Source organism: Deinococcus peraridilitoris DSM 19664 (assembly GCF_000317835.1).
Classification (GTDB): Bacteria; Deinococcota; Deinococci; order Deinococcales; family Deinococcaceae; genus Deinococcus_A; species Deinococcus_A peraridilitoris.
Genome location: NC_019793.1, coordinates 788,582 through 812,693 on the forward strand (window position 1 = coordinate 788,582; position 24,112 = coordinate 812,693).

Sequence of the window (24,112 nt, forward strand, 5' to 3'; positions counted from 1 at the left end):
TTCGTCAGGACGTCGAGGCGAAGCTCCACCAGATACTTCGGCCAAGTACTGCATCGGCCGACTGAAATGAAGTGAGTGACGTCGCGGTGCAAAGGACCTCAAAGGCTTGCTGGACGCACTGCCCAAGGCTGGGATCGCTCCTCTCGTTTCCATCTCGTGGGCTGGGCCCGATGCAGCCATCAATTGCCTCACGTCCATCACAGTTCCACGATCAGCCTGATTGAACCTCCCGCGTCGGTCGCTTCGCGTGTCGCGACGCTGCTCGAAGGACACCATGACCACCTTGATCTCCTCAGCTCGACCTCAACCACAAGCACATCACCGAGTCGCGGTCACCCCGCCCATGGGCTGGAACAGCTGGGACTGCTACGGCGCAAGCGTCACCGAGCTGGAAGTCCTCGGCAACGCGCAGTACCTCGCGGAGCACCTCAAGCCCTTCGGCTGGGAATACGTGGTGGTGGACATCCAGTGGTACGAACCCGAAGCGAACTCCAGCGTGTACCGCCCCTTCGTGCCCCTCGAGATGGACGCCTACTCTCGGTTGATGCCCTCCACCCGACGTTTTCCATCGGCGGCGGACGGCGCGGGCTTCAAGCCGCTCGCGGATGAATTGCATCGCCTGGGCCTTAAATTCGGAATTCACATCATGCGGGGCATCCCGCGGCAGGCAGTTCACGCGAACACGCCCATCCTCGGCACGAATGCACGTGCACGTGACATTGCCCATCCAAACTCCATCTGCCCCTGGAACACCGACATGTACGGTGTGGACGCCACCAAGGAAGGCGCGCAGGCGTACTATGATTCGCTCTTTCCGCTCTTTCAGCTGTACGCAAGTTGGGGCGTCGATTTCGTGAAGGTGGATGACATCGCGGCGTCCCGGCTCTACCATTTCCATCCAGCGGAAATCGAGCTCATCCGCCGAGCCATCGACCGGTGTGGACGCGAGATGGTGCTCAGCCTCTCCCCCGGTCCGGCACCTGTCGAGCACGCCCAGTTTCTGGTCGACCACGCCAACATGTGGCGGCTCACCGACGATTACTGGGACCACTGGGACATGCTCTACGCCATGTTTGAGCGGTGTGACGCATGGAGCGCGTACGTCGGCTCGGGTCACTGGCCGGACTGTGACATGCTCCCCTTAGGCCGTATCGGCCTGCGTTCCGTCGATGGCGGCGGCCGAGACCGGTTGACGCGCTTCACGCCTGACGAGCAGCGCACAATGATGACGCTTTGGTGCCTCTTCCGGTCGCCCTTGATGTTCGGTGGAGAGCTTCGGGACAACGACGAAGCGACTCTGGCGCTGCTCACCAACATGGACGTCTTGGCTGTACATCGTCATGGGGAGCGACCACGGCAACTTTGCCGGGAGGGAGACTTGGTGGTGTGGACGTCAGACATGCCGGACGGCCAGGTCAACCTCGGGTTATTCAACCTCTATGATCGTGCCGAAACAATTGTGTTTCCCCTTGCGGAGCTCGGGCTGCATGGAACGCTGCACGCCTCAGATTTGTGGGTCGGTCAGCCCATGAACGTAGAGCGCGACGTCCTATCCGTCCATCTTGAGCCACATGCGTCGTGCCTTGTTCAGATCTCCGGAGATCCGTAAGAGCTTGAGAGCAGAACGCTTTCCGGGGTCTTCCCTCGCAGGGACAGCTCTCGGGTGCGGGCATTAGGCGACTTCGTGTCTCTCCGCACAGTGTCCTGTTCATGTAGGGCCAGCGGTGCACCACGCTGGGAGAGAGCTGGTGCTCACGACAGAGCTGGGCGATAATTTCTCTCCGTGTTCGATGGACAGGACGATCTCAATCTTGAACTCGCGGGTGTGCTGCCGTCCGGGCATGGTGAACTCCTTCGTCTGCTGGTCAGCCTACTGGCTGCCAAGGCGAAGTGTCTTGCTCCACTGTCCGCTCCCAGGGGTTCACTCCAGGCCTGTGACGGTCCATTTCAGTCAGACCGCCGGTCTGACACACCGAGATAGTGGGGCGGCACCTGATCGGTCAGCCAGACACCATTGTCTGAAAGCAGAAACACGAATCCATCGTGATGCATATGCCGGGCGTTCACGCGCAGTACCACCGCCCGGCCACACCGTGATCCCACCCGGTGGGCTGTCTCTTCATCCCTGGACAGGTGCACGTGATGCCGCTTCATGCGTTGCAGACCATCCACCAAAATAGCCGCGAGGTACCTTTCGGCCGTACCGTGATACAGGATTTCGGGCGGGATCGCAGGCTCCAGGAGCAAATCGACTTCTACACTGTGTCCCTGGTTGGCGCGAATCAGGCCACGAACCTCGTCGAGCGCGAAACGTTGTTTGTCGCTCGACGCCACCAGGGCACGCAGTTCGTCCAAGGTGATGCGCACGCCACGGGCCGACAGGGCAGACAACAGCGCGTCCGTTTTCACCCAGCCTCCTGGCAGCAGCGACATCCCCAATTCGTGGGGTGCATGCCGCAGGAAGCGTGACAGGATTTTGCTGAGCTTGACCTGGCGGCTGTTCATTTGTCCAAGCTACAGATCCGGTCGTCCGAAGAACAGCGCCGATTGGCGGAGGCAGAAGAGGCAAATCCGAACAGGCCCGCCTTTGTGCATCCTGGCACCCGGTGTTCGGCCGCCTGAGCGTGTACAAGAGCAGCATGACGGCTACAGGTTTGGCCCGCTTCGTCCTGGTGCTGGGTGCGAGTCTGTCATGGCCGGCAAGTCAGGCAGTCACGCCCGGGACGGCGTCACCTCGCTGTCCTTCGGAATTTGGCGCGGAACCACGCACGCCAGCCGAACACCGTCGGCGAGCCGAGTGGGTCCCGTACCAGCGCCAACTCCCGCTGTACGAGGCGCGCCTTCCCGGCAAGCCGGACCGGCAGCTCGTCATGCCGGTGAGTGGCGTGCGTGTCCGGCAGGTGCGTGACACCTTCGCCCGTCCGCGCGGCGGTGGACGGCTGCACGAAGGGCAGGATATCTTCGCTCCACGGAACACGCCCGTATACAGTGCCGCTGCCGGCTTCGTGTGGAGAATCTCCGAAACACCACTGGGAGGCAAATGGGTGTTTACCGTCGGTGCGGGCGGTCGGCGGTATTACTACGCGCACCTTGAGCGCTTCGCTGCCGGGCTGCGCGAAGGGCAGCGGGTCACCACCAGCACCCTGCTGGGCTACGTCGGTACGACGGGCAACGCACGTGACACGCCGGCGCACCTGCACTTTGAGGTCAACGAAGGCTCGCAGGCCCGGTGCGACTACCGGGCCATCGACCCGCTTCCGCTGCTGGTCGATCGGCCGCCGAAACCGTCCGATCGCTGAGGTCCCAACAATAAACCGCCCGGTGGGCGGCTTCATTGCCTGTCAAATATGGTGCTGCATCAGTTGTCGATTCCCACGCCGATGGTAGATGCTGCGTGTCAGGTCGGTTTCAGGGCTGTCTCTACAGGTTTTCGCGGTTTATGTCGGAGTTTGGCTCCAGAGCCTCCAGCCGTGTCTCCAGGGCCTGCACGCGGCGCAGCAGGGCCACCAGCACCAGCGCGTAGTGGTCGTAGAGTTTTGGCCGCTCCATGCGGTGCTCTCCTCCCAGCCAGCCCTCCAGCAGCAGGCGCGAGCGCTCGATGATCTCGTCGTCGGTCAGGTCCCGGTATGACCGGCCCTCGAGGAGGGTCTTGGCGAAGTTCAGTTCTGCGTCGCTCATGACCTGAGCCTAAAGCAAGGCGTGCCCCGGAAGCCGGGATGCGGCCGTGCTGTTCGCGGGTAGTGTGTGACCGGGACCGGCAGAGCCGCGAGCACGGACCGGCCGGAAACGGGCCACGAACGGTCAGCGTCAGGTCGATTCTGGCAGGCACCACAGTCCCGCAACATGCCGGAGCGTTCGGGTGAGGGGCATAATGAGCCGCATGACGCAAACGCAACAACATGCCCATCTCAGCGTCCGCACGCTGGTGACCGGGCCTCTGCAGGAAAACGCGCTGCTCGTTCGGGACGCAGCCGGTCAGGGCTTCGTGGTGGACCCCGGCGACGAGGGAGAGCGGCTCCTGCGTGAAATCGAAGCGTTTGGATTGCGTCCGCAGGCCATCGTGCTGACCCACGCTCACTTCGATCATCTGGGGGCCGTCGAGCAGTTGCGCACCACGCTGGGCATTCCGGTGTTGCTGCACCCCGCTGATCTCGAGATTTACCGCTCGGCCTCGCAGAGTGCGGCGCGCTGGGGTATGAACGTCATCCAGCCCGCCGACCCCGACGCGTTCCTGACGCCAGGCGAGGTGCTGCAAGCCGGTGACGTCCACCTGACAGTGCGCGAGCTGCCCGGTCACGCGCCCGGACACGTGATCCTGAAAGGTACGGATTTCGTGCTGGCCGGTGACACGCTCTTTCGCGGCTCGATCGGACGGACAGACCTGCCGGGCGGGGACCACGTCCAGCTGATTCAGGGCATCACGCGTGAGCTGCTCTCCCTGCCTGACGACACGGTGGTGTATCCCGGGCACGGTGGGGCCACCACCGTCGGGCGCGAGCGGCTGCACAACCCGTTTCTTTGAGGCTGACTGCTTGGTACCCGACAGTTTTGTGACTTCAAGTGCCAGCCGGTGAGAAAAGCTGGTCCACCAGCTCCAGGAGCGTGGCAGCCTCGCCCCACACGGCCCGCGTGAACGCCCGTATCAACCTCGACCAGCCAGCTGCCAGCATCCCCACCGCCGCGCGGCCATGGACCAGCACCCGCCGTGCCTCCCCGGCGCCCAGCAACGCACACCACACCAATGCCAACGTCAGCAACCCGATCAGCCGTGACACGTGCGCCGCCCGCGTCATGTGCGACGATTCCAGCCGGAAACCCCTGGACTTCATCGAAGCAAAAAGTGACTCCACTGCCCACCTTGCGGCATAGCAGTCCAGCAGCCGCTCGGCTCGTAACGTCCCGATCACCACCACCCGCTCACCCTCAGCGCTCACGGCCACGGCGACGTTCACGAAGGTACCCATCACCTCCACCTCGTGCGCAATCACCCCGCGCTCGTGCGCCTTCAGGTCAGGCAACCACTCGCACGCCGGCAAACCATCGACGTTGGTATCTGCTCGGATGCGCAAGCAGAACGGCACGCGGTGCCCGGTCAGGAACGCCAACCAGTCTGCACCGATGAATTCACGGTCAGCGATCAACAAGCGAATCTGGTGGGGTTTCAGGAGTTCGAGTGCCTGCCTGAGCAACTCCGCGCGGATGCTCTGGTTGCTGCTTCCACCATGGTCGAGCGTCTCCCACAAGAGTGGGATCGCGACGCCGCGCCAGCGAACGGCGAGCACCAGCAGGTTGACGTCCTGCATCCCAAGTTTCCAGTTCGTTCGGTCGAGAATGAAGATGCGCTTGCCGTCCGGGAGGGCTTGGAGGACGAAGCGGGCAACATCGAGTGGGCACAGCGGGTGCTGCTGGAAGAACCGTTCAATCCGCCGGATCACCGAGGAGGTTTTGGCTTGGCCGGGGAAACGCGTGGCGAGCTTGGCATGCCGGGTGTCCTGCGCGGTGATCAGGGCGAAGAGTATCAGGACGAGCAGGTCGAGCTGGTTCTTGCGGTAAGCGGGGAAGTATGCCCGCAGGCGGGATTGGAAGGCATCGAAGGCAGGCTGGGACGCGTTTCTTTATGCCTCACTCGCTCCTGAGAACCTTGCACTCAAAACTGTCGGGTACCAAGGGCTGACTGACACGTGCCGCAACACCGGGTGAAGTCAAACCGTAAGTTTGCCCTGACACTTCCCTGACGCGCCGCTGAACAATGAAGGCGTGATTGTCTCCTTTCATGTAGCACGGTGGCGCGGGGTCCTGCACCGGTGGGACGTGCCAGCACCCGCGGCGCGTCAGGGTCAGATTGCCCGGTGGGCCTGCACGGCCATGCAGGCCGGGAGGCAGCCGTGAACCACGTGGTGGTCGTGGAAGACGAACCGACCGTGCGTGACGTGGTGCGCTTTCACCTGGAGCGTGCCGGGCTGCGGGTATCGGCGTTCGAGACCACCCACCAGTCGCTGGACGCATTGGGCAGCGCCGACGCGCTGGTGCTCGACTGGATGCTGCCCACCGAAAGTGGCCTGAGTTTCCTGCGCCGTCTGCGTGGCGACCCGGAGCACCGCCGCCTGCCAGTGCTGATGCTGACGGCGCGCGCCGCTGAAGCCGAACGTGTCGAGGGACTCGAGAGCGGCGCGGATGACTACCTCACCAAGCCCTTCTCGGCCGCCGAACTGGTGGCCCGGGTGCGGGCACTGCTGCGCCGCGCCGCTCCCGAGACGCTGCAGGTGCTCACTAACGGTCCTCTTACCATCGATCTCGCTGGAGCGGAAGCGCGCCTTTCGGGCGAGCGGCTGCTGCTGACCCGGCGCGAGTTCGACCTGCTGGCGTTCCTGACGCACAACCTGTCGCGGGTGTATGGACGGACCGAACTGCTCGACCGGGTGTGGGGCGCGGACTTTCTGGGCGGCGAGCGTACGGTCGATCAGCACATCACGCAGCTGCGCGCCCACCTGCGCGAAGACCCAACCTCGCCGCGCTTTCTGGAAACCGTGCGGGGCAAAGGCTACCGCATGCGCAACTGGAACCATGAGCAGGGTTGAAGCGTACCTGTCCGGGCCCGGTTCAGGAGCCAGCGAAGCTGCGGTGACTCCGCGGCGCACGCAAGGGCCCCAGGGCGCACGGCGTCCACGCAAGCAGGTGTGGCCCGCAGGGAGAAGAACGTGACGCCTGGCCCCGGAGAGCCGCAGGACGTCTCCTGGATAGATGCGCTGGCGCAGGCTGTCGTGTTGCACGAGCACGGCATCGTCACGCGTCTGAATGCCGCCGCCGTGCGGCTGTGGAGCGTGAGCAGTGAGCGCGCACGCGGACGGCGGCTGCTGGAAGTCGTGCGGCGACACACCCTGGAGACCCTGGCCGAACGCGGCGGTGAACTCGATCTGGAAATCAGCGGGCGCGCCCTGCACTGTCGCGCGGTTCCCGGCGCGCTGATCGTCGAGGACGTGACCGACCTGCGCCGCCGCGAAGCGGAATTGCGCGAAGCGGCAGCCGTGCTGTCACATGAATTCCGCACGCCCGTCACGGCGCTCAAGGGGCTGCTCGAAGCCTTGCAGTACGAGCTGCCCTACGACATGCAGCAGAGCTTTGTCAATCAGGGCATTGCCGAAGTCGAGCGTCTCGCCCGGCTGGTCGAGGACCTCGCGGTGGGCTTTCGCCCCACGCGCGCACGGACGTTGCCCCTGTCCGAAGTGCTCGCTCGCGCTGAGCGTCTGATTGCACCGGAACTGGCCAGCTCCGGCGTCTGCATCGATCGCGGCGAAGACCGGCTCATTCGTGCCGATCCGGACAAGCTGTTACAGGTCCTGATCAACCTGCTCGAAAACGCCCTCCGTTATGGTCCACGCCCCGGCAAGGTACAGGTCCACTCCCGCACGGGAGAACCCCACGTTCCGGGTGAGCTGGTCGAAATAGCCGTCATCGACGGTGGTGCTCCGCTGCGTGACACGCACAACCTCTGGCGCGCCCACGTGCGCGGAGAAGGAGCGCAGGGCAACGGCAGCGGCATGGGACTGTACATCGTGCGCTCGATTGTCGAAGGATGGGGCGGACAGGCCTGGACGCAACGGCTCGCGCCCAGCAGCGAGTGGCCGACGGGCGCCAATGCCTTTTGTTTCACGGTTCCGGGCAGCTGACATGACTGCCTGCCGGTCGTGGTAGATTCCACCCGTGCGGCGGTAAAACCGCCTGCTCAGTCCCGATACCGCGCGCTCAGGCGCGCACGAAGGAAACCGCCATGCGTGAAGCCCTGGAACACGATCTGCGCAGCATTCTGGAAGGCGCCCTCGAAATGCTGGACGTGGTCGCCCGTCAACTCGACTTCGCCCGCGCCTCCCTGATCGAACGAGACACGGGCGCGCTGGCGAATGCCCGCGCCCTCGACAAGGAAGTCGACGCCATGGAGACCCGCATCGAAGCCGAGTGTCTGCGCGTCATTGCGCTTCACCAGCCGGTCGCGCGCGACCTGCGTCTGATCGCGCTGATCCTCAAGAGCCTCACCGACATCGAGCGGATGGGCGATTACGTCGTGCACGTGGCTGAGGACGGCGTGGAGCTGGCGCAGGAAACGGCTTTGAAAAAGTACATCAACCTGGCGCGCATGCTCGAGCGGCTGGGTGAGATGATCGACAGCCTCAAGCGGACCATCCGCGAGCGCAACGTGGAGCTGGCGCGTGCCACGCTGGAAATGGACGATGAGGTCGACGATCTGTACGAGCAGATTCAACGTGAGCTGGTGACGTACATGCTCGAAGATCCGCGCACCATCGGCAAGGCCATCACCCTGATGCGGGTGGGGCGCAGTCTGGAGCGCGTGGGCGACCACATCGAGAACGTCGCCGAGCGCGTGAATTACTGGGTCACCGGTCAGCGCACTTGAGCATTGGCGTGCCGCGAACGTTCGCATGGCTGCTGATGGTGCTGGGATGCACCTCTGGCGCCGTGAGCGTCGTCGGCACGGCTCCTCCCTGGCTGCGTGAACTGGGTGGGCTGGAAACCCACTACCGTCAGACCTCGGCGCCGGACGCCTTGCGCGAGCTGTATGCAGGCCGGGCGGACGTGGCACTCGTGAGCCGGCCTGGTCCTCTGCCCCCCAGGGGAATTGGGCCGGTCGTGTTTCTGCCCGTGGCTGTCTATCCGGTCCGGCTTGCTTACCGCCTGCCTGGCGTGGATTTGCAGCTTGACCTCAAGACCGCCTGTCGGATTTTTGCCGGTCGGGTCCTGACCTGGGACCACCGCGAAATTGCCGCCCTCAACCCGGAAGTGCGCTTGCCCTCGCTGCCAATTCTGACGACGGCCCGCAGCGTCCCGAACGCCGCCAGCCAGGTGTTTGCGGAGGCGTGCGTGACGGGTGGCTGGTGGCCTTCGACGTGGCGCAAGAGCAGCTGGTCGGCGGGCGCCGTCAACATACGGACCCGGCAGCGCGAGCAGCTGGCCGACTTGCGGGTGACCGGCTCGTTGGGTCTGCTGGGGCCCCTGGAGCAGGCACCGGACCTGCAAGTCGCCCGACTGCGCAGTCCAGGCGGCCTCTTCGTTGAGGCCTCGGTGGCGCAGGGTGTGGACGCGGTTCCCGCTTCTGTGTATACCAGCCTGGCCCCGGTGAAGGACGCACAGGCGTATCCGCTCCGGGGGTTGGTCTGGGCCGTTTACCTGCGTGAGCAGCGTTACCGGGAACGCGGACTTCAAGAAGCACAGGCGCTGCACGCTTTCCTGACGGCCCTGCAAGCTCAGGACAGTGAGTTCTTCACGCCCCTGCCCGAACAGGAGAGGCCGAGCGTCCGGCTGACCTTTGGTGGCCGCGACCTTGCGACGTTCAAGGGGCCACCCGCTCCCAGGCCATAACGAGGCTGGGGTTACGCCTTTTCACCGACTTCCAGCACGATCTTGCCAAAAAAGTCCCGCGAGGCCATCCGTTCATGGGCCTGCGCGGCCTGCTCCAGCGGCATCACGTCCGCCACCACCGGACGCAGCCTCTCCTGTTCGAGAAGGTGGGCGATTCTGAACAGGTGACCTTTCGGACCCATGGTGGAACCCAGAATGCGCAGTTGCTTGTAAAAGACGGCGCCCAGGGGCGTGACGGCCTCGTAGCCGCTGGTGGCGCCGCAGGTGACCAGGGTGCCTCCCCATTTCAAGGCGCGCAGGCTGGTCTGCCAGTTATCGGCGCCGGTGTGGTCGAGGGCAGCGTCGACGCCCACGCCACCCGTCAGGGCCTTGATGCGCGCGCCGTAGTCCTCTTGGCGGTAGTTGATGACTTCATCCGCACCAAGCGTCCGAGCGAGGCTCAGCTTGCTGTCGTCTCCGGCCGTGGCAATGACGCGGGCACCGGCCAGCTTGGCGAACTGAATCGCCCAGCTGCTCACGCCGCTGCCCGCCGCCATCACCAGAACGGTCTGCCAGGGCCGCAGGTCGGCCTTGTCGAAGACCATCTGCCACGCGGTCAGGCTGGCAAGTGGCACCGTGGCGGCCTCGACAAAGGTCAGCGCGGCAGGCATCGGCACGATGTTGGCGCGCGGCACGACCACAAAGGGCGCGTAAGCACCTGTGCGGTGCTCGCCGAGAATTTGGTAGGCGCGGCAGAGGTTGTCCTGACCACTCAGGCACTGCTCGCAGTGCCCGCAGCTGATCCCCGGGTTGACCATCACGCGCGCGCCGAGGTCGAGGTCGTGCACTCCGGGGCCAACGGCATCGATTTCGCCGGCGGCGTCACTGCCCAGCACGTGCGGCAGGGGAAGCCGGGGACTGGCCAGTCCCCGGCGTACCCAGGTGTCGAGGTGGTTGAGGGCCACGGCGCGCACCCGCACACGCACTTCTCCTGCCTGGGGTTGTGGAATGGGTAGGTCTTGAAGTTGCAGCACGTGCGGCTCTCCGCGTCCGGTCATCACGACGGCGCGCATGGTGGCGTTGGGCATGGTTTATGCTAGCGAACGTTCGCTTGGCACGTTCGTTTCCTGTTCTGTGTCCAGCGGTGTCAATCATGAAAGCGCAGGCGAGCCTGCGCCCAGCAGAGCCGATATTTGTTACACTCGGTTCATAACTGAACCAAGTTCAAGTTTGGCCGTGTTGGCCCAAAGGAGCGCGTGTATGGGGCATCCCTGGTTAGAGCATTACGAAAGCGGCGTACCGCACGATATCGAGCATGTCGACGACTGCGTTCATCATCTGCTGGAACAAGCCGCCGGGCGTTTCCCCGAGCAGGTCGCCGTGGAATTCCTGGGCTCCACGCTCACCTACCGCGAACTCTGGCGAGAAGCGCGCAAGTTCGCGCACGCCCTGCAAGCACTCGGCGTCCGCAGCGGATCGCGCGTCTCGATCATGCTGCCCAACACCCCCCAGTTTCTGATTGCCTTTTACGGCGCCTCGCTCGTCGGGGCAGTGGTGGTCAACACCTCACCGCTTTACGTGGCACGCGAGCTGGAGCAGCAGCTTAACGACTCAGGCTCCGAAACCCTCGTGATGCTCGACGCCTTCTATCCCCGCTACGAAGAAATTCAGGCCCGTGTACCGGTCAAACGCGTTATCGTCACCGGAATTCAGGACGCCCTGCCGTTTCCCAAGAATGTCCTTTATCCGATCAAGGCGAAACGGGATGGCAACTGGGTGCAGATGAAAGGCAAAAAAGTCCTGGCCTGGAAGTCGCTGCTGAAGCGCACTGCGCCCGAAGTGCTGCCTGTACACGTCCATCCCGACGACCTGGCCCTGCTGCAATACACCGGCGGCACGACCGGCACGCCCAAGGGCGCGATGCTCAGTCACCGCAATCTGGTCTCCAACACCCGACAGTGCCGCGCCTGGATGCCCGAATTGCGCGATGGACAGGAAATCATACTGGCCGCCATTCCGTTTTTTCACGTCTACGGCATGACGAGCGCCATGAACTTCGGCATGCTCATCGGCGCCAAGCTGATCTTGATTCCCAATCCCCGCGACATCCGCATGCTGCTCGTGGCCATCCGCAAGCACCGACCCAGCATCTTTCCCGGGGTGCCAACCCTGTATAACGCCGTCAACAACCACCCTGACACCCCCAGCTTTGACCTGACCTGCATCCGCGCCTGCATCTCGGGCAGCGCGGCCCTGCCGCTGGAGACGGCCCGCAAGTTCCGCGAAATCACCGGAGGCGCCAACCTCGTCGAGGGCTACGGTCTCACCGAAGCCAGCCCGGTCACGCACTGCAATCCGGTGCGGGGCGAACAGCGCGTCGGCATCGGCCTGCCCGTTCCCGGCGTATCCGCCATGGTGGCCGGCGAGGGCGGCTCACCCGTGCCGCCGGGCGAGATCGGCGAGCTGTGGGTCGCGGGGCCGAACATCATGCAGGGCTACTGGCAAAAGGAAACGGAAAGCGCCAAAGTGCTGCAGCAGCGTGGCGGGCGCACCTGGCTCGCCACAGGGGACATGGCCGTCATGGACGAGGACGGCTACTTCCGCATTGTTGACCGCAAAAAAGACTTGATCATCACCGGAGGCCACAACGTCTACCCCCGCGAAGTGGAAGAAGTCCTCTACGCGCACCCGGCCGTGCTCGAAGCGGCAGTGATCGGCGTGCACGACGAGTACCGCGGCGAGAGCGTCAAGGCGTTTGTGGTGTTCAAGGAAGGCACGCAGGCGTCCTGGGAAGAGCTCACCGCGCACTGCCGCGCCGGTCTGTCTCCCTACAAAGTGCCCCGCAGCTGGGAAGCGCGCGGCGAACTGCCCAAAAGCGCCGTCGGGAAGGTTCTTCGACGGGCGCTGCAGGAAGAAGCCGTCCAGGCCTGAAGCGGGAGTCAAAGACGTGACCCTCGTTTGGTCATTGTGTTCGAGCAAACGGCGTGAGTCACCTCGACCAGCAGGGCCCGAGCGCGCTTCGATAGCTGTTGCCTGCTTCTGCCCACCTGGAGGCATCTCGTTCTGCACGTCGCAGCGTGGCCGAAAACCCACGCTGCGACGTGCCATGCCCACATCGAGCCCTCAGCTCCTTCGTTGGTCATGCGGCCGCAAAGCGGTGCATGGCTTTTTGAACCACGCTTTTCACCCACAAACGGCTAGAATGTTGTCTACCATGCCGTACACCATTCTGGTTGCCGACGACGAAAGCGCCATCCGCACGATGCTTGAGGTGATTCTGTCGGCGGATGGGCACGATGTCGTGCCGCTCGGGGATGGAAAGGCCGTACTGGAGTACCTGAAGGACTACACGCCCGACGCCATGCTGCTCGACGTCAAGATGCCGTTCGTGGACGGCTACGAGATCTGCAGCCGGGTCAAGCGGGTCAAGCGCCTGGCACACGTCCCGGTCGTGCTGCTCACCGCCTTCGACGACGATCAGACGCGTGACCACGCCAAGCTGGTCGGCGCGGACGATCTCATCTACAAGCCCCTGAGCGGCAAGAACCTGCGTGGACGCGTCGCGCAGCTGATCGAGTCGAAAAAGGCGCCGGGTCGGCTGACATCATGACAGCGCACTTCGGCACCAGCGGCCCGGATGCCGCGTCCGCTGCGCTTTTTCGCGCTCCCGACTTGAGGATTCATACGAAATGAACCTGTTTTTGCGTCTTGTGCTGCTGCTGCTGGCCCTGGCCGTGGCCGCCGTGGTGGTTGCTGCGGGCGTCGCCGCCACTTTCGTATCGAAATGGGCCAGCGACATTCCCGACTACCGCCGCCTCGATTCATTGACGCTGGGCACCACCACCCGCGTCTACGCACGTGACCTGAGCCCCTTGGGCAGCCTCACGCCCGCACTCGCCGGTGGAGCGCGCATCAACCGCACGCTCGTCACCCTGGAAGAAATCAGCCCGTACATGATCGCGTCGGTGGTCACGAACGAGGACCGCCGCTTCTTCGAGCATTACGGCCTCGACCCGATCGGTATCTCGCGTGGCCTGAAAAAGACCCTCAACAACGAACGCGTCGAGGGCGGCTCGACCCTCACCAACCAGCTCGTGAAGCTGACGCTGCTCGACGATCTGGGCGGCGCGCGCACTCCCGAGCGCAAGGTCAAGGAGTGGCTGCTCTCGCTGCAGGTGGAACGCTCGTTTACCAAAGAGGAAATTCTCAACAACTATCTCAACGCCATTTACTGGGGCGATGGTGGGGCAGTCGAGCTGTTCGGTGTGCACGCTGCCGCGCGCGCTTACTTTGGCAAGCTTCCCCGCGACCTGAACCTCGCACAGAGCACCTACCTCGCCACGCTGGTGCCCTCACCCCGGCGCTATCTCGACTACAAAATCCAGCGCGGGTACATGCGCAGCCTGCTGGAGCGGATGGTGGAGGACGGCTGGGTGACGCGGGCGCAGGCCGACGCCGCCTGGCGTGAAAAACTGCAGCCCCGAGGCTGGAAGGTGACTTACGACGCTACCGGTAACGTCAAGAGTGCCGAGCTCGTCAACCGCAGTGCCACTTACCTGCGCGCCGTGACGACGACACGCGCGCCGCACTTCATGCAGCAGGTCGAAAAGGAATTGATCGCGCGTTTCGGAGCCGAGCGCGTGTTCGGCTCCGGCGGACTGAACGTGTACACCACCCTCGATCCGCAGGCGCAGTCGGCAGCGGAACTGGCCTCCCGGCAGGCCGTCGTACCACAGGGCGCGACGCTGGGCGCGGTGCTGCTCGATCCCTACACCGCCGAGGTGCTGGCCATGGTCGGTCAGAAGATCGAAGCAGGTCGCCCGCCGCCCGAGTGGAACAACGCCGTGCAGGGCAAGCGCCAGGTGGGCTCCTCGATCAAGCCGCTGCTCTACACCACTGCCCTCTCCACGGGCCTGACACAGCTGCACACCGAGGAGGACCGCCCGGTGAGTTTTCCGTGCTCGGGCTGCCCGGACGGTGAGTACAAACCGCAGAACTTCGGCGGAAAGTTTTACCACCGCGACATGACCCTGCGCGAAGCGCTCAACCGTTCGCTCAACATTCCCACCCTGCGCCTGGCCGACCGCATCGGGCTGCCGACCTTTCGGGGCAAGCTGACCGAACTGGGTTTTACCCCCTCGCGTGACTCTGGGTTGTCGCTGGCCATTGGCACGCTCGAGACCACGCCGCTGATGATGGCTGCCGCCTACGCGCCCTTCGTGAACGGCGGCATCTGGAGACAACCACGTTATATCTCGCGCGTCACCACGGTGTCCGGACAGGTACTGTATGACGCTGCCAACGAACGCCAGGCACAGCGGCGCGTCTGGAGCCCGCAGGTCGCTTACCTGGGGCTCGACATGCTGCTGGGGTACGTCAACGACTTCAGGCCCACCGAGGGTGGCTTCGGCTGGAAAGCCCGCATTCCCGGCTGGGAAGTGGGCGGCAAGACCGGCACCACGAACGATGTGCGCGATCTGTGGTTCGTCGGCGCGACGCCCACTTACGTCGGCGCGGTGTGGGTCGGCAAGCAGGCAGGCGGCACGATGGGCGACAAGGATTACAGCGGCGAGGTGAACCCGCCCATCTGGCGCACCATGGTGATGGGCGCGCTGGCGGGCAAGCCACCTCGCCAGTTCACGGTACCGGACGGCATCATGTACGAAACCGCTCCGTTCAAGCGCGACGTGCAGATCGCCCTGGTCGACCCGAATTATCAGGGCAAAACCACCGTGATCGAGCGGGACAACGAGCTGCCACAGCTGCGCGAAGCCAGCCCCCCGCCAAGCGACGCCACCGTCAAGGTCAACCTCGACCGCCGTACCGGGCGCCTCGCCACCGAATTCACGCCGCCCGAGTTCGTCATCGAACGCCGCGTGCGCCCCGAGGAGCTGCCCGGCTACGCTCCCGATCCCAATCCGCAACCCCTGCCGGACGACCTTCCCGCTTCACTCCCGGCAGCGGCTCCCAAGCCACCGACGGACAGCCCGGACGGGATTCCGCGTGCTCCACAGCTGCCGGCGCAGGCCGGGGGAAACTCGTGAAGTGCCCGTCCGGCGGGCTGGCCCTGGGCCTGCTTCTCATGGCCAGCCCGGCCCTGGCGGTGCCCCGCCTGGGTGAAGCGCTGCCCCCTCATCCCTGGCAGACCCAGCGCGCCCCACTCGAACTGGTCGTCGTGTACAGCCACGACTGCGGAGACCTGGGCGCCCTTTGGAAGGACGTGCTGCAGGCAGGCGTGCCCGTGCGCGCGGTGAACGCCGAGGGCGTGACCGCGCCCGCGCCTGGCGGGGTGAACGTCTGGCGCGGCGAAGACGCCACACGCTTTTCCCGGGAACTCCGGGTGCGCGTGTATCCCAGCATTCTGCTCGTACGCGAAGGCCGCATCCTCAGTCTTTGGGAGGGGACAATCGACCTGAAGGCCTTGCGCGAGCTGCTCTAAACTGCCTTCATGAATCCCGCGCAGGCGGAGGTCCTTCCGGCGCTCGGCATTGCTTTTGCCGCCGGGCTGCTGTCGTTTCTGTCGCCGTGCGTGCTGCCGCTGGTGCCGTCTTACCTGGGAGTATTGGGGGGCGGGCGCTCGCCGCTCGTGCGGGCACTTGGCTTCGTGATGGGGTTCGGCCTGGTGTTCATCGCGCTGGGCGCCACGGCCAGTTACCTCGGGGCGCTGCTGGCACCGCACAAGATCGTGCTGGGCCGCGCCGGAGCCATTCTCATCATCGCCTTCGGTCTCTTTATGCTGGGTCTGCGTCCGCGTGGCCTGATGCTCGATTCACGCCGCATGCGGGGAGCTGAACGCTACGGAGCCGTGGTGCTGGGCGCCGCCTTTGCTTTCGGCTGGAGTCCCTGCCTCGGCCCGATTCTCGGCAGCATTCTCAGCCTGGCAGCCAGCAGCGCCAACCTGCCGCGCGGCGTGAGTTTGCTGGGCGCCTACACCGTGGGGCTCGCCGTGCCGTTTCTGCTGGCCGCCCTGCTGTGGCGCCGGCTCAATCTGCGCGCCCTGTCCCGCCTGAGTCCGGTCTTCGAGAAGATCGGGGGCGCCATTCTGGTGGTAGTCGGTCTGCTGATCTTCTCAGGCGAGTTCACACGCCTGGCGGGCTTCTTTTTCGAAATCACCCCGGCGTGGCTGCGCCAATACCTGTGATGCCCGCACCTGTGACGCCCGCACCTTGGACGCCCCAACCGGCAGTGCAGCTGCGCGGCCTGTGGTTGCGTCTCGGCCGCGATCTCGTGCTGCGTGACCTCGACCTCGACGTGGGCCAGGGCGAAGGGGTCGCGCTGCTCGGCGAGAACGGCGCTGGGAAAACAACCCTGCTGCGCCTGCTGGCTTCGGCCATCGGACCGACGCGCGGTGACGGGCGGATCTTCGGATACGACCTGCGGGATCGGCGTGCCGTGCGCGAGCACGTGCACCTCCTGTCGCACGAAAGTGGCCTCTACCCCGACCTGACCCCAAGCGAGAATCTGCGTTTCGCCCTGCGTATGCACCGCCAGGAGGGGGATGTCCCTGGGGTACTGGGGCGGCTCCACCTGTCGGGCGCCGCGCACAAACGTGTACGTCACCTCAGTGCGGGCATGCGCAAACGGCTGGCGCTCGCCCGTCTGCTGATGCTCAGGCGTCCGCTGCTCCTCATCGACGAGCCCTTTGCCAACCTGGACGCCGCCGGACGCGAACTGGCCCTGGAGGTGCTGGGTGAGGTGCGCGCCGCCGGGTCGACCCTGATCGTCGCCGCGCACGAACCCGAGCTGACCGCGCGCGTCACCAACCGCACCCTGCATCTGGCTCAGGGGAAACTGAGCGAGACGCAGCGGTGAAAGCTGCCTGGAACATCGCCCTCAAAGACTGGCAGCTGGCCGGCCGGACGCGTGACGTGCTGACGTCGACGGTGTTCTTCGCGGGCCTCCTGATGCTGATCCTCGCCTTCGCGCTGGGTCCGGAGAGACTGAGCGGGGCAGCTCCTGGCGTGCTGTGGAGCGCCCTGGCACTCTCGGCAGCCATCGCGGCAGGCCGTGCATTCGCCGCCGAGCAGGAAGCCGGGGCGCTCGAAACCCTGACGCTTTACCCGGCAGCGCACGAAGCGCTGTACCTGGGAAAGCTGCTGGGCACCCTGGCGCAGCTGCTGCTGCTGGCGCTGGTGATTGTGCCCGTGGCAGTCGTGATGCTGGGGCTGCGGCCCATGGAGGGCGCCCACGCCGCAGCCTGGCCGCTCCTGGCCCTGACGGTGCTGCTGGGCCTGATCGGTTTTGCCGCCACCAGCTGCTTTTACTCGGCGATCACCGTGAATCTACGGGCCCGCGAAGCGCTGTTGCCCGTGCTGGCTTTTCCGGTGATGGTGCCGGTGGTACTGGCGTCAGTGCGCGCGACACAGCTCATTCTGGAAAACGGGCTGGCAAGCGAATGGGGAGCGTGGCTGCAGTTCCTGGCGCTGTACGACCTCGCGTCGATTGTCGTGGCGTCGCTGCTGTTTCCCTACGCGCTCGAAGGCTGAGCAATCATCGCGTCCGTAGCCGCTCCCGGGTGCGGGATATTCGCACTTGGTTGGGGTGCGCTTTTGCGGCATGCTGTGACGAGATCGGCACCCGGTGTTGTCCAACCGTGCTGCCCGGAGGGAACTCCTGGCGCTTCAAGTCCTTCGCACATTACCCTTGGCTTCGTGCCTTCAGGAGACAATACGATCATGCGTGACCGCCTCACTCCTGTTCTCGGCCTGCTGACGCTGGCTGCGTTCGTGATCGGCCTGTACTTTGCTTTTACCTCACCGCCCGACGTGAACCAGGGGGACCTGGTGCGCATCATGTACCTGCACGTACCCAGCGCCTGGCTCTCCTACCTCGCTTACGGCGGTACCTTCGTGTTCGGCCTGGGTTACCTGCTCACCCGCCGGCGCCACCTCGACCGTCTCGCGGCCGCGTCGGCCGAGATCGGGTTGCTCTTCACGGCCCTCACCCTGCTGGGCGGCAGTCTGTGGGCGCGTCCCACCTGGGGCGCCTACTGGACCTGGGATCCGCGCCTCACCACCACCGCGCTGTCGCTGGTCATTTACGGCGGGTACTTTATCGTGCGCGGCCTGATCGACGAACCCGACCGGCGGGCACGGGTCGCTTCGGTCATCGGGGTGATGGGAACGCTCTACATTCCGGTCAACTACATGAGCGTGTACTGGTGGCGCTCGATTCACCAGACCCCCACCGTGCAGCTGCTCGGCAAAACCCACCTGGCCGCCGATCCACGCATGCTCAGCGCGCTGTTCGTGATGCTGGGCGCCTTCACGCTGCTGTACCTGCTGCTGCTGCGGCTGCGGGGCAAGCTGGCCGCGAAAGTCGAGGCGCGCGAAGAACACAGTTTTGCACGCATGCACGGCGAGACCCCGACCAAGGCACTTCAGGAGGGATGGCGTGGATAACTTTGCTCCGTTTGTGTTGTGGGTGTACGGCACCACCGCGGTGGTGCTGGTGGGGTACCTCGGCTACCTGTACACGGGCCTGCGGCGTGAAGGGCGCGATAAAGCGGGAGACGGGGAATCATGAGCCGTCCCGAGCTGGGCGAACTGCCGCCGGCCAGACGCCGCAAGCGCGGCAAGGCGGGTTACCTGGTGGCGCTGATCGCCCTGCTGGGCGTGGTGGGGGCGATGCTGTACGGCAACCTCAGCAAAAGCCTGGTGTACTTCGTGACGCCCACCGAGTACCGCAGCGCGCTGGCGCAGTACCAAGGAAAAACCCTGCGGCTGGGCGGCCTGGTGCAGGGTGAGCAGTACGACCCGCAGACGCAGCTGCTGCGCTTTACCATCACCGACGGCAGCGTGCATTACCCGGTGCAGTACCAGGGCGCCGTGCCGGAACTCTTCAAGGCCAATCAGGGGGTGGTGGTCGAGGGCAGGTTCACGGGCGACACCTTTCAGGCCCGCTCCCTGCTCGTCAAACACTCCGAGGAATACCGCGCCCCCGATGGTCCGGTCGATCAGGCAGACCTGAAAAAGCTGCTGCAGGATACCCGCTGACACCTCCGGGATGGGACATGTTGCTCTTCTGCCCGGCGCTAGTTTGAGGGAGAAGCGTTCATTCTCGTGAGTCCCGTGATTCACCTCGTTCACCTCGTTCTCCCTGCTGAGGTTCGCTGCCTTGAACTTGATTTCCTTTGAACTCTCCACGCTCGGCGCCTTCGGGCAGCTCTCACTGTTGCTGGCGCTGGCCTTCACGCTGCTGGGTCTGGGTCTGGCCGTGCTGGGTGGCCTGCGGCGTGACGAGCGTCTGACCGAGGGCGCGCGGCGCGGTGCGTGGGTGGTCTTCGGCTTTTCCACGCTCGCACTGTTCACGCTGGAAGTGGCGCTGCTGCGTGACGACTTCAGCGTGCGTTACGTCGCGCAGCACTCCATGACGGTCTCACCGCTGTGGGTAAAGGTCGTGACGTTGTGGGCGGCGCTGGAAGGCTCGATTCTGCTGTGGGCGTGGCTGCTGGCACTGTACACTTTCCTGCTGTCGCTCACCGTGCGGCGTGACGCGCTACGGCCCTGGGTGCTGGCCAGCATGTTCGTGTCACTGGTGTTCTTTGTGGGCGTCAACGCCACCATCGCCAGCCCTTTCACTCCGGTTGCCAGCCCACCCGCCGAAGGCGGAGGCCCTAATCCGCTGCTGCAGAACCACTGGATGATGGCCGTTCACCCGGTGCTGCTGTACTTCGGCTTCGTGGGGCTCGCGGTGCCGTTCGCGTACGCCGTGGCGGCCCTGGTTACCGGGCGCAGCGGAAGCGCGTGGATCACCCAGACCCGCCGCTGGACGGTGGTGGCGTGGTCCTTTCTGTCGGCGGCCATCGTGGCGGGCGGCTGGTGGAGTTACGAGGTGCTCGGCTGGGGCGGGTACTGGGCCTGGGACGCGGTGGAAAACGCCAGCCTGGTCCCATGGCTGCTCGCAACGGCCTTTTTGCACTCGATTCAGATTCAGGAACGCCGCCGCATGCTGGCCGCCTGGAACGTCTGGCTGATCGTCGCCGCGTACGGTGCGACCATTCTGGGCACCTTCATCAACCGCTCCGGGGTGGTCGAGAGCGTGCACGCCTTTGGCAGCGGGCCGGTCGGGCCGGTATTTCTGGGCTTTTTCGCCGTGCTGATGCTCGGGGGTGCCGCGCTGGCTGCCTGGCGGACGCCCCTGCTGCGCGACGAGCACGCCATTGACACACCCGTTTCGCGCGAGGGTGCTTACCTCGCCGGCAACGTCCTTTTTCTGGTCTTCGCGGTCATGGTCGTGATCGGCACGCTCTTTCCGGCGCTGGTCGAGGCGGTGCGGGGCGTGCGGGTCAGCGTAGGGCCACCCTTTTTCAATACCTTCGCGGTGCCGATGGGGCTGGGGCTGCTGTTCCTGATGGGGGTCGGTCCCTTGCTGCCCTGGCGACGTGCGCCAGGTGAGAAGCTGCTCGCCGCGTTGCGCCTGCCCGCAGCGGCGGCGCTGATGGCGGCCACGCTGGCCGTGGTCTTCGGGGTGCACTCGGTGGCCGTCGTGCTGACCGTGGCATTGTGCGCCTACAACGTCGCGGGCCTGGCGCTCCTCAGCGTGCGCGCCGCACGTCAGCGCGGCAGCTTTGTGGCCGTGGTGCGTGAACAACCCCGTCGGCACGGCGCTCACCTGGCCCACCTGGGGCTGGTGATCGTCGCGCTCGGCCTGGCCTTCAGTGGCGGCTACAAGCGTGAAGCCAACGTCACGCTCAACCTGGGTCAAGAAAGGCAGGCCCTGAACGAACGCCTGCAGTTTCTGGGAGTCGCGCAGCAGGAATTTCCCGAACGCCGCAGCGTCTACGCCCGCGTGCTGGTCGACGGGGTGGAGTACCGTCCGCGCCTCAACATCTACCCGACCTCGCGCGATTCGCTGCCTACTCCGGCCGTACGTTACCGGCTGCTGAGCGACACCTACCTCGTCATGACCTCGTTCGACGCGCAAGGCGGCCAGTGGGTCGCGCTGCGCCTGATCGAGTCTCCCCTGGTGTCGTGGATCTGGGCCGGCACCGTCGTGATCGTGCTGGGCGCCGCCCTGACGCTCGTCTCGCCCGCCCCGGCCCGAGCGGCGCGCCGCGCCACCCGTTCCCTGAGCGCGACCGATTGATGAATCCCCTGGAGTTGATGTGAAACGCTGGATACCTCCTATTCTTGCCGGTCTGCTGGTGATCGTCCTCGCGGCCGCGTTGCTGCGCGGGAGTGGTGACGCGACCGGTCCGCTGGTGGGCAAGACTGCCCCCGATTTTCATTTGCAGACTCTTGACGGCGGTGACGTGCGGCTGTCCGACCTGCGTGGCCGCCCGGTCATCGTGAACTTCTGGGCGTCGTGGTGCATTCCCTGCCGGGAAGAAGCTCCCCTGCTGCGCGAAATTGCCGAGCAACAGGCAGAAGGCGGCCTGGTGATCGTGGGCATCATGTACCAGGACCGCGAAGCCGACGCGCGCAAATTCATCGAGGATTACGGCCTGACGTTTCCCAGCCTGATCGACAAGGACCTCAGTACCGCCATCGATTACGGCGTGGGCGCCGTGCCGGAAACCTTTCTGATCGACCGTGACGGCGTCGTGCAGCGCCACCTGCGCCAGCCGCTCACCCGCGAACTTTTGCGCGACGAACTGCCCAAGATCGGGGTGCGGTTGTGAGCACGTGGTGGGCCGGCTGTCTGGCCGTGATGGTCGCGCTGCTGGTCACGGTGGCGTTCTCGCAGGAGACGGGAAGTGTTCAGTTGAGCGCCGCTCAGGAAGCGCGTGCCTTACGGCTGGGTGACACCCTGCGCTGCCCGGTCTGCCGGGGTGTGCCCATCACCGAGAGTCCCAACGAACTTTCGGCCCAGATGTTGCGAAGCGTACGCGAACAGGTTGCGGCGGGCCAGAGCGACGCGCAGATCTACGCTTACTTCGCCGTGCGGTTCGGAGAGAATGTCCTGCTCGACCCACCGAAGCAGGGCCTGAACCTGACCTTGTGGGCCTTGCCTGCGCTGGCGCTGGCGTTCGGCGCTGTTGCCCTGATCCGTTACCTGCGCGCGGCAGGCCGCGCGCCCATCGACACGCCGGACGATGACCTCCTCTCACGCGTCGAGCGGGACGTGGAGGCAGGGCGATGATGCTGGGCGCGCTGCTCACCGTCCTGATCCTGGCAGCCCTGGCCGTGTTGCTGGCGCCGCTGCGCCGTCCCCTGGTTACGCTTCCCGAGGACAGCGCCCGCGAAGCCCTGGAGGAAGACTACCGCGCGTCGCTGGGCGCGCTGCGCGAGCTCGACGAAGCCTGCGCGCGCGGTGAAGTGGAGAGCGCTGCCGCCGAGCGTGAGCGGCGCCGACTCAGCCACCGTGCGGCCCGCACGCTGAGTGCGCTGGAACAACTTCCGCCCGCCCCGCTCGCCCCTTCATGCTCACCGCTGGGCCCGGCCCTGCTGGTCTTGCTGGGTGTCACGGTACTGCTGGCCCTGGGTTCGTTCACTTTTCTGCCTCGTTGGCAGCTGGCAGGACTGGCACCAAACGAAGCCTTCGCGCTGAGAAGTGCCTTGCGGATTCCAGACCTGGCACGTGAAGCCCAGCGCACTGGTAAACCCGCCGCTTACCTCGCGTGGGGACAGGCGGCGTTCAATGCGGCCCGGTACGATGAAGCCGCTCAGGCCTACGCGGCGGTGTTGCGACAAAATCCCCGGCAGGCTGAAGCGCTGCGTCGCCTGGGGATGTTGCTCGTGCAGGGAGGCGACAAAGTCGAGGAAGGCGTCGCCTTCGTAAACGCCGGGGCCGCGCTCGATCCCAAAAACGATGAGGGCCAGCTGTTTCTGGGCTTCGTGCTGTCCCGGCTGGGACAGGACGAGGAGGCCCTCAAAGCCCTGGAGCGCTACCGCAGCCTCAATCCGCAGGGTCGTGACGCCGACGATCTGGTGGCGGCCATTCGCGCCCGGCGCGGAAGCGGCGATGAGGGCGAAGCCACTTACCGGCAGCTTGGCTGCGCCTCCTGTCACGGCGCTGAAGGACGTGGAGGCGTAGGCCCCAGCCTGCGCAACTCCCAGCTGGACCGCGAAACCAGCGCGCAGGTCATCCGGCGCGGCGCGGCCTCGATGCCCGCGTATGGTGAGGCAAAACTCTCCGAAGCTCAGCTCAGGACCCTGCTGGATCTGCTTTCCCGCTGGCAGGCCGAGCGCCTGCCGTGAAGACGATTCGTTCGCGCGTCTCTTTTCTGCCATGCCCAAGCTGACACGCCGACAATTGCTGGAACTGTGGTGGGTCCTGCCGGTCACTGCCACGCTGGGCACCCTGGGCACGATGCTGCACTATGCCGCGCGCATCGTGCTGGGCAACCAGCGGGCAGGGCCCACAAAGTACCAAGGTGGTCCGAGGGTGCCAATTGCACGCCTGGCAGACTTGTCCGGCGCTTTTGCCGCGCGTGAATTCACCTACCAGGGCACGCCGTGTATCGTCATGCGGCTTCCCGAGGCGACTCCCAGCAGTCTGAAGGTGGAAAGTGCGCACTTTGCGGCGTGGTCGCGGGTCTGCACCCACCTGGGGTGCAGTGTCAATCCGCTGCAGGACCTGGAAGCCACCGCGCTGACCTACAATTACCGCCCGACGCATCCTGTGCTGGGCTGCCCATGTCACTTCAGCGTGTTTGATCCACTGAGGCAGGGTGAAAGCGTCTTTGGCCGGGCGGTGCTGCCGCTGCCGCGGGTACAACTCGAAGCGCGCGCGGGAACGCTGTACGCAGTGGGCATCGAACCGCCGCCGCAGGCTTTTGTGAATTGAGCGCGCCGCGCTACCTAACGCTCGTTTGAGG

27 protein-coding genes are annotated in these 24,112 nt (G+C 65.2%); 23 read left to right on the plus strand and 4 right to left on the minus strand.

The window, feature by feature from the left end:
• Window positions 1-274 precede the first annotated feature (274 nt).
• Window positions 275-1,609, plus strand: coding sequence for a glycoside hydrolase family 27 protein (locus tag DEIPE_RS03815; protein WP_052326622.1), 1,335 nt, complete (start codon window positions 275-277; stop codon window positions 1,607-1,609).
• A 338-nt stretch (window positions 1,610-1,947) separates the two neighbouring features.
• Here the strand turns inward: DEIPE_RS03815 and DEIPE_RS03820 are convergent, their stop codons facing one another.
• On the minus strand, window positions 1,948-2,505 hold the full coding sequence (locus tag DEIPE_RS03820) for an RNA 2'-phosphotransferase (RefSeq protein ID WP_015234665.1): 558 nt from the start codon (window positions 2,503-2,505) through the stop codon (window positions 1,948-1,950).
• Window positions 2,506-2,639: 134 nt separating this feature from the next.
• Here DEIPE_RS03820 and DEIPE_RS03825 point away from each other — a divergent pair, with 134 nt between their 5' ends.
• Window positions 2,640-3,299 carry a M23 family metallopeptidase gene (locus DEIPE_RS03825; RefSeq protein WP_083865857.1) on the plus strand — a complete coding sequence of 220 codons (660 nt, stop codon included), beginning with the start codon at window positions 2,640-2,642 and terminating at the stop codon, window positions 3,297-3,299.
• Window positions 3,300-3,420: 121 nt separating this feature from the next.
• On the opposite strand, the gene DEIPE_RS03830 is transcribed toward DEIPE_RS03825, so the two are convergent.
• Window positions 3,421-3,678, minus strand: a complete 258-nt coding sequence (locus tag DEIPE_RS03830; protein ID WP_015234667.1) for a hypothetical protein — start codon at window positions 3,676-3,678, stop codon at window positions 3,421-3,423.
• Between the two features lie 202 nt (window positions 3,679-3,880).
• Here DEIPE_RS03830 and DEIPE_RS03835 point away from each other — a divergent pair, with 202 nt between their 5' ends.
• On the plus strand, window positions 3,881-4,522 hold the full coding sequence (locus DEIPE_RS03835) for an MBL fold metallo-hydrolase (RefSeq protein WP_041230684.1): 642 nt from the start codon (window positions 3,881-3,883) through the stop codon (window positions 4,520-4,522).
• A gap of 34 nt (window positions 4,523-4,556) precedes the next feature.
• Here the strand turns inward: DEIPE_RS03835 and DEIPE_RS03840 are convergent, their stop codons facing one another.
• Window positions 4,557-5,435, minus strand: a complete 879-nt coding sequence (locus DEIPE_RS03840; RefSeq protein WP_015234669.1) for an IS4 family transposase — start codon at window positions 5,433-5,435, stop codon at window positions 4,557-4,559.
• Here DEIPE_RS03840 and DEIPE_RS24820 point away from each other — a divergent pair.
• From DEIPE_RS24820 to DEIPE_RS03865, 5 genes are all read left to right on the plus strand, one after another.
• The gene (locus DEIPE_RS24820; RefSeq protein ID WP_245557655.1) at window positions 5,361-5,636 is read left to right on the plus strand and encodes a hypothetical protein; all 276 of its coding nucleotides are present in this window, start codon (window positions 5,361-5,363) and stop codon (window positions 5,634-5,636) included. The genes DEIPE_RS03840 and DEIPE_RS24820 overlap by 75 nt on opposite strands.
• Window positions 5,637-5,885: 249 nt before the next feature.
• Complete coding sequence (locus DEIPE_RS03850) at window positions 5,886-6,578, plus strand: response regulator transcription factor (RefSeq protein WP_015234670.1); 693 nt, start codon at window positions 5,886-5,888, stop codon at window positions 6,576-6,578.
• Between the two features lie 120 nt (window positions 6,579-6,698).
• Window positions 6,699-7,667: a sensor histidine kinase gene (locus DEIPE_RS03855; RefSeq protein ID WP_015234671.1), complete on the plus strand. Its 969-nt coding sequence runs from the start codon at window positions 6,699-6,701 to the stop codon at window positions 7,665-7,667.
• Between the two features lie 101 nt (window positions 7,668-7,768).
• On the plus strand, window positions 7,769-8,410 hold the full coding sequence (gene phoU, locus DEIPE_RS03860; RefSeq protein WP_015234672.1) for a phosphate signaling complex protein PhoU: 642 nt from the start codon (window positions 7,769-7,771) through the stop codon (window positions 8,408-8,410).
• An 8-nt stretch (window positions 8,411-8,418) separates the two neighbouring features.
• Window positions 8,419-9,372, plus strand: coding sequence for a type 2 periplasmic-binding domain-containing protein (locus DEIPE_RS03865; RefSeq protein ID WP_041230685.1), 954 nt, complete (start codon window positions 8,419-8,421; stop codon window positions 9,370-9,372).
• Between the two features lie 11 nt (window positions 9,373-9,383).
• Here DEIPE_RS03865 and DEIPE_RS03870 read toward each other — a convergent pair whose 3' ends face one another.
• Window positions 9,384-10,439, minus strand: coding sequence for a zinc-binding dehydrogenase (locus DEIPE_RS03870; RefSeq protein ID WP_015234674.1), 1,056 nt, complete (start codon window positions 10,437-10,439; stop codon window positions 9,384-9,386).
• Between the two features lie 172 nt (window positions 10,440-10,611).
• Here DEIPE_RS03870 and DEIPE_RS03875 point away from each other — a divergent pair, with 172 nt between their 5' ends.
• From DEIPE_RS03875 to DEIPE_RS03940, 15 genes are all read left to right on the plus strand, one after another.
• Entirely contained in the window at window positions 10,612-12,282 is a 1,671-nt protein-coding gene (locus DEIPE_RS03875; protein WP_015234675.1) for a long-chain-fatty-acid--CoA ligase, read from the plus strand.
• A gap of 283 nt (window positions 12,283-12,565) precedes the next feature.
• On the plus strand, window positions 12,566-12,961 hold the full coding sequence (locus tag DEIPE_RS03880) for a response regulator (protein WP_015234676.1): 396 nt from the start codon (window positions 12,566-12,568) through the stop codon (window positions 12,959-12,961).
• A gap of 79 nt (window positions 12,962-13,040) precedes the next feature.
• On the plus strand, window positions 13,041-15,395 hold the full coding sequence (locus tag DEIPE_RS03885; RefSeq protein WP_015234677.1) for a transglycosylase domain-containing protein: 2,355 nt from the start codon (window positions 13,041-13,043) through the stop codon (window positions 15,393-15,395).
• Window positions 15,392-15,790, plus strand: a complete 399-nt coding sequence (locus DEIPE_RS24440) for a hypothetical protein (protein WP_015234678.1) — start codon at window positions 15,392-15,394, stop codon at window positions 15,788-15,790. Before DEIPE_RS03885 ends, DEIPE_RS24440 begins: the two co-directional genes overlap by 4 nt.
• A gap of 9 nt (window positions 15,791-15,799) precedes the next feature.
• Window positions 15,800-16,492 (plus strand): cytochrome c biogenesis CcdA family protein, encoded by a 693-nt coding sequence (locus DEIPE_RS03895; RefSeq protein ID WP_015234679.1) that lies wholly within the window; start codon window positions 15,800-15,802, stop codon window positions 16,490-16,492.
• Window positions 16,492-17,163, plus strand: coding sequence for a heme ABC exporter ATP-binding protein CcmA (gene ccmA / locus DEIPE_RS03900; protein ID WP_015234680.1), 672 nt, complete (start codon window positions 16,492-16,494; stop codon window positions 17,161-17,163). The genes DEIPE_RS03895 and ccmA overlap by 1 nt, the downstream gene beginning before the upstream one ends.
• Complete coding sequence (locus DEIPE_RS03905) at window positions 17,160-17,837, plus strand: heme exporter protein CcmB (RefSeq protein ID WP_015234681.1); 678 nt, start codon at window positions 17,160-17,162, stop codon at window positions 17,835-17,837. The genes ccmA and DEIPE_RS03905 overlap by 4 nt, the downstream gene beginning before the upstream one ends.
• A 189-nt stretch (window positions 17,838-18,026) precedes the next feature.
• Window positions 18,027-18,752, plus strand: a complete 726-nt coding sequence (ccsA, locus tag DEIPE_RS03910; RefSeq protein WP_015234682.1) for a cytochrome c biogenesis protein CcsA — start codon at window positions 18,027-18,029, stop codon at window positions 18,750-18,752.
• Window positions 18,745-18,876: a hypothetical protein gene (locus tag DEIPE_RS25240; RefSeq protein ID WP_015234683.1), complete on the plus strand. Its 132-nt coding sequence runs from the start codon at window positions 18,745-18,747 to the stop codon at window positions 18,874-18,876. The genes ccsA and DEIPE_RS25240 overlap by 8 nt, the downstream gene beginning before the upstream one ends.
• Window positions 18,873-19,346: a cytochrome c maturation protein CcmE gene (gene ccmE, locus DEIPE_RS03915; RefSeq protein ID WP_015234684.1), complete on the plus strand. Its 474-nt coding sequence runs from the start codon at window positions 18,873-18,875 to the stop codon at window positions 19,344-19,346. Before DEIPE_RS25240 ends, ccmE begins: the two co-directional genes overlap by 4 nt.
• A gap of 121 nt (window positions 19,347-19,467) precedes the next feature.
• Window positions 19,468-21,438 carry a heme lyase CcmF/NrfE family subunit gene (locus DEIPE_RS03920; RefSeq protein ID WP_015234685.1) on the plus strand — a complete coding sequence of 657 codons (1,971 nt, stop codon included), beginning with the start codon at window positions 19,468-19,470 and terminating at the stop codon, window positions 21,436-21,438.
• 19 nt (window positions 21,439-21,457) lie between these two features.
• Window positions 21,458-21,973, plus strand: coding sequence for a TlpA family protein disulfide reductase (locus DEIPE_RS03925; RefSeq protein WP_015234686.1), 516 nt, complete (start codon window positions 21,458-21,460; stop codon window positions 21,971-21,973).
• Window positions 21,970-22,434: a cytochrome c-type biogenesis protein gene (locus tag DEIPE_RS03930; RefSeq protein ID WP_015234687.1), complete on the plus strand. Its 465-nt coding sequence runs from the start codon at window positions 21,970-21,972 to the stop codon at window positions 22,432-22,434. The genes DEIPE_RS03925 and DEIPE_RS03930 overlap by 4 nt, the downstream gene beginning before the upstream one ends.
• Complete coding sequence (locus DEIPE_RS03935) at window positions 22,431-23,492, plus strand: c-type cytochrome (RefSeq protein ID WP_015234688.1); 1,062 nt, start codon at window positions 22,431-22,433, stop codon at window positions 23,490-23,492. The genes DEIPE_RS03930 and DEIPE_RS03935 overlap by 4 nt, the downstream gene beginning before the upstream one ends.
• Window positions 23,493-23,523: 31 nt before the next feature.
• On the plus strand, window positions 23,524-24,081 hold the full coding sequence (locus DEIPE_RS03940; protein WP_015234689.1) for a Rieske 2Fe-2S domain-containing protein: 558 nt from the start codon (window positions 23,524-23,526) through the stop codon (window positions 24,079-24,081).
• Window positions 24,082-24,112: the final 31 nt, after the last annotated feature.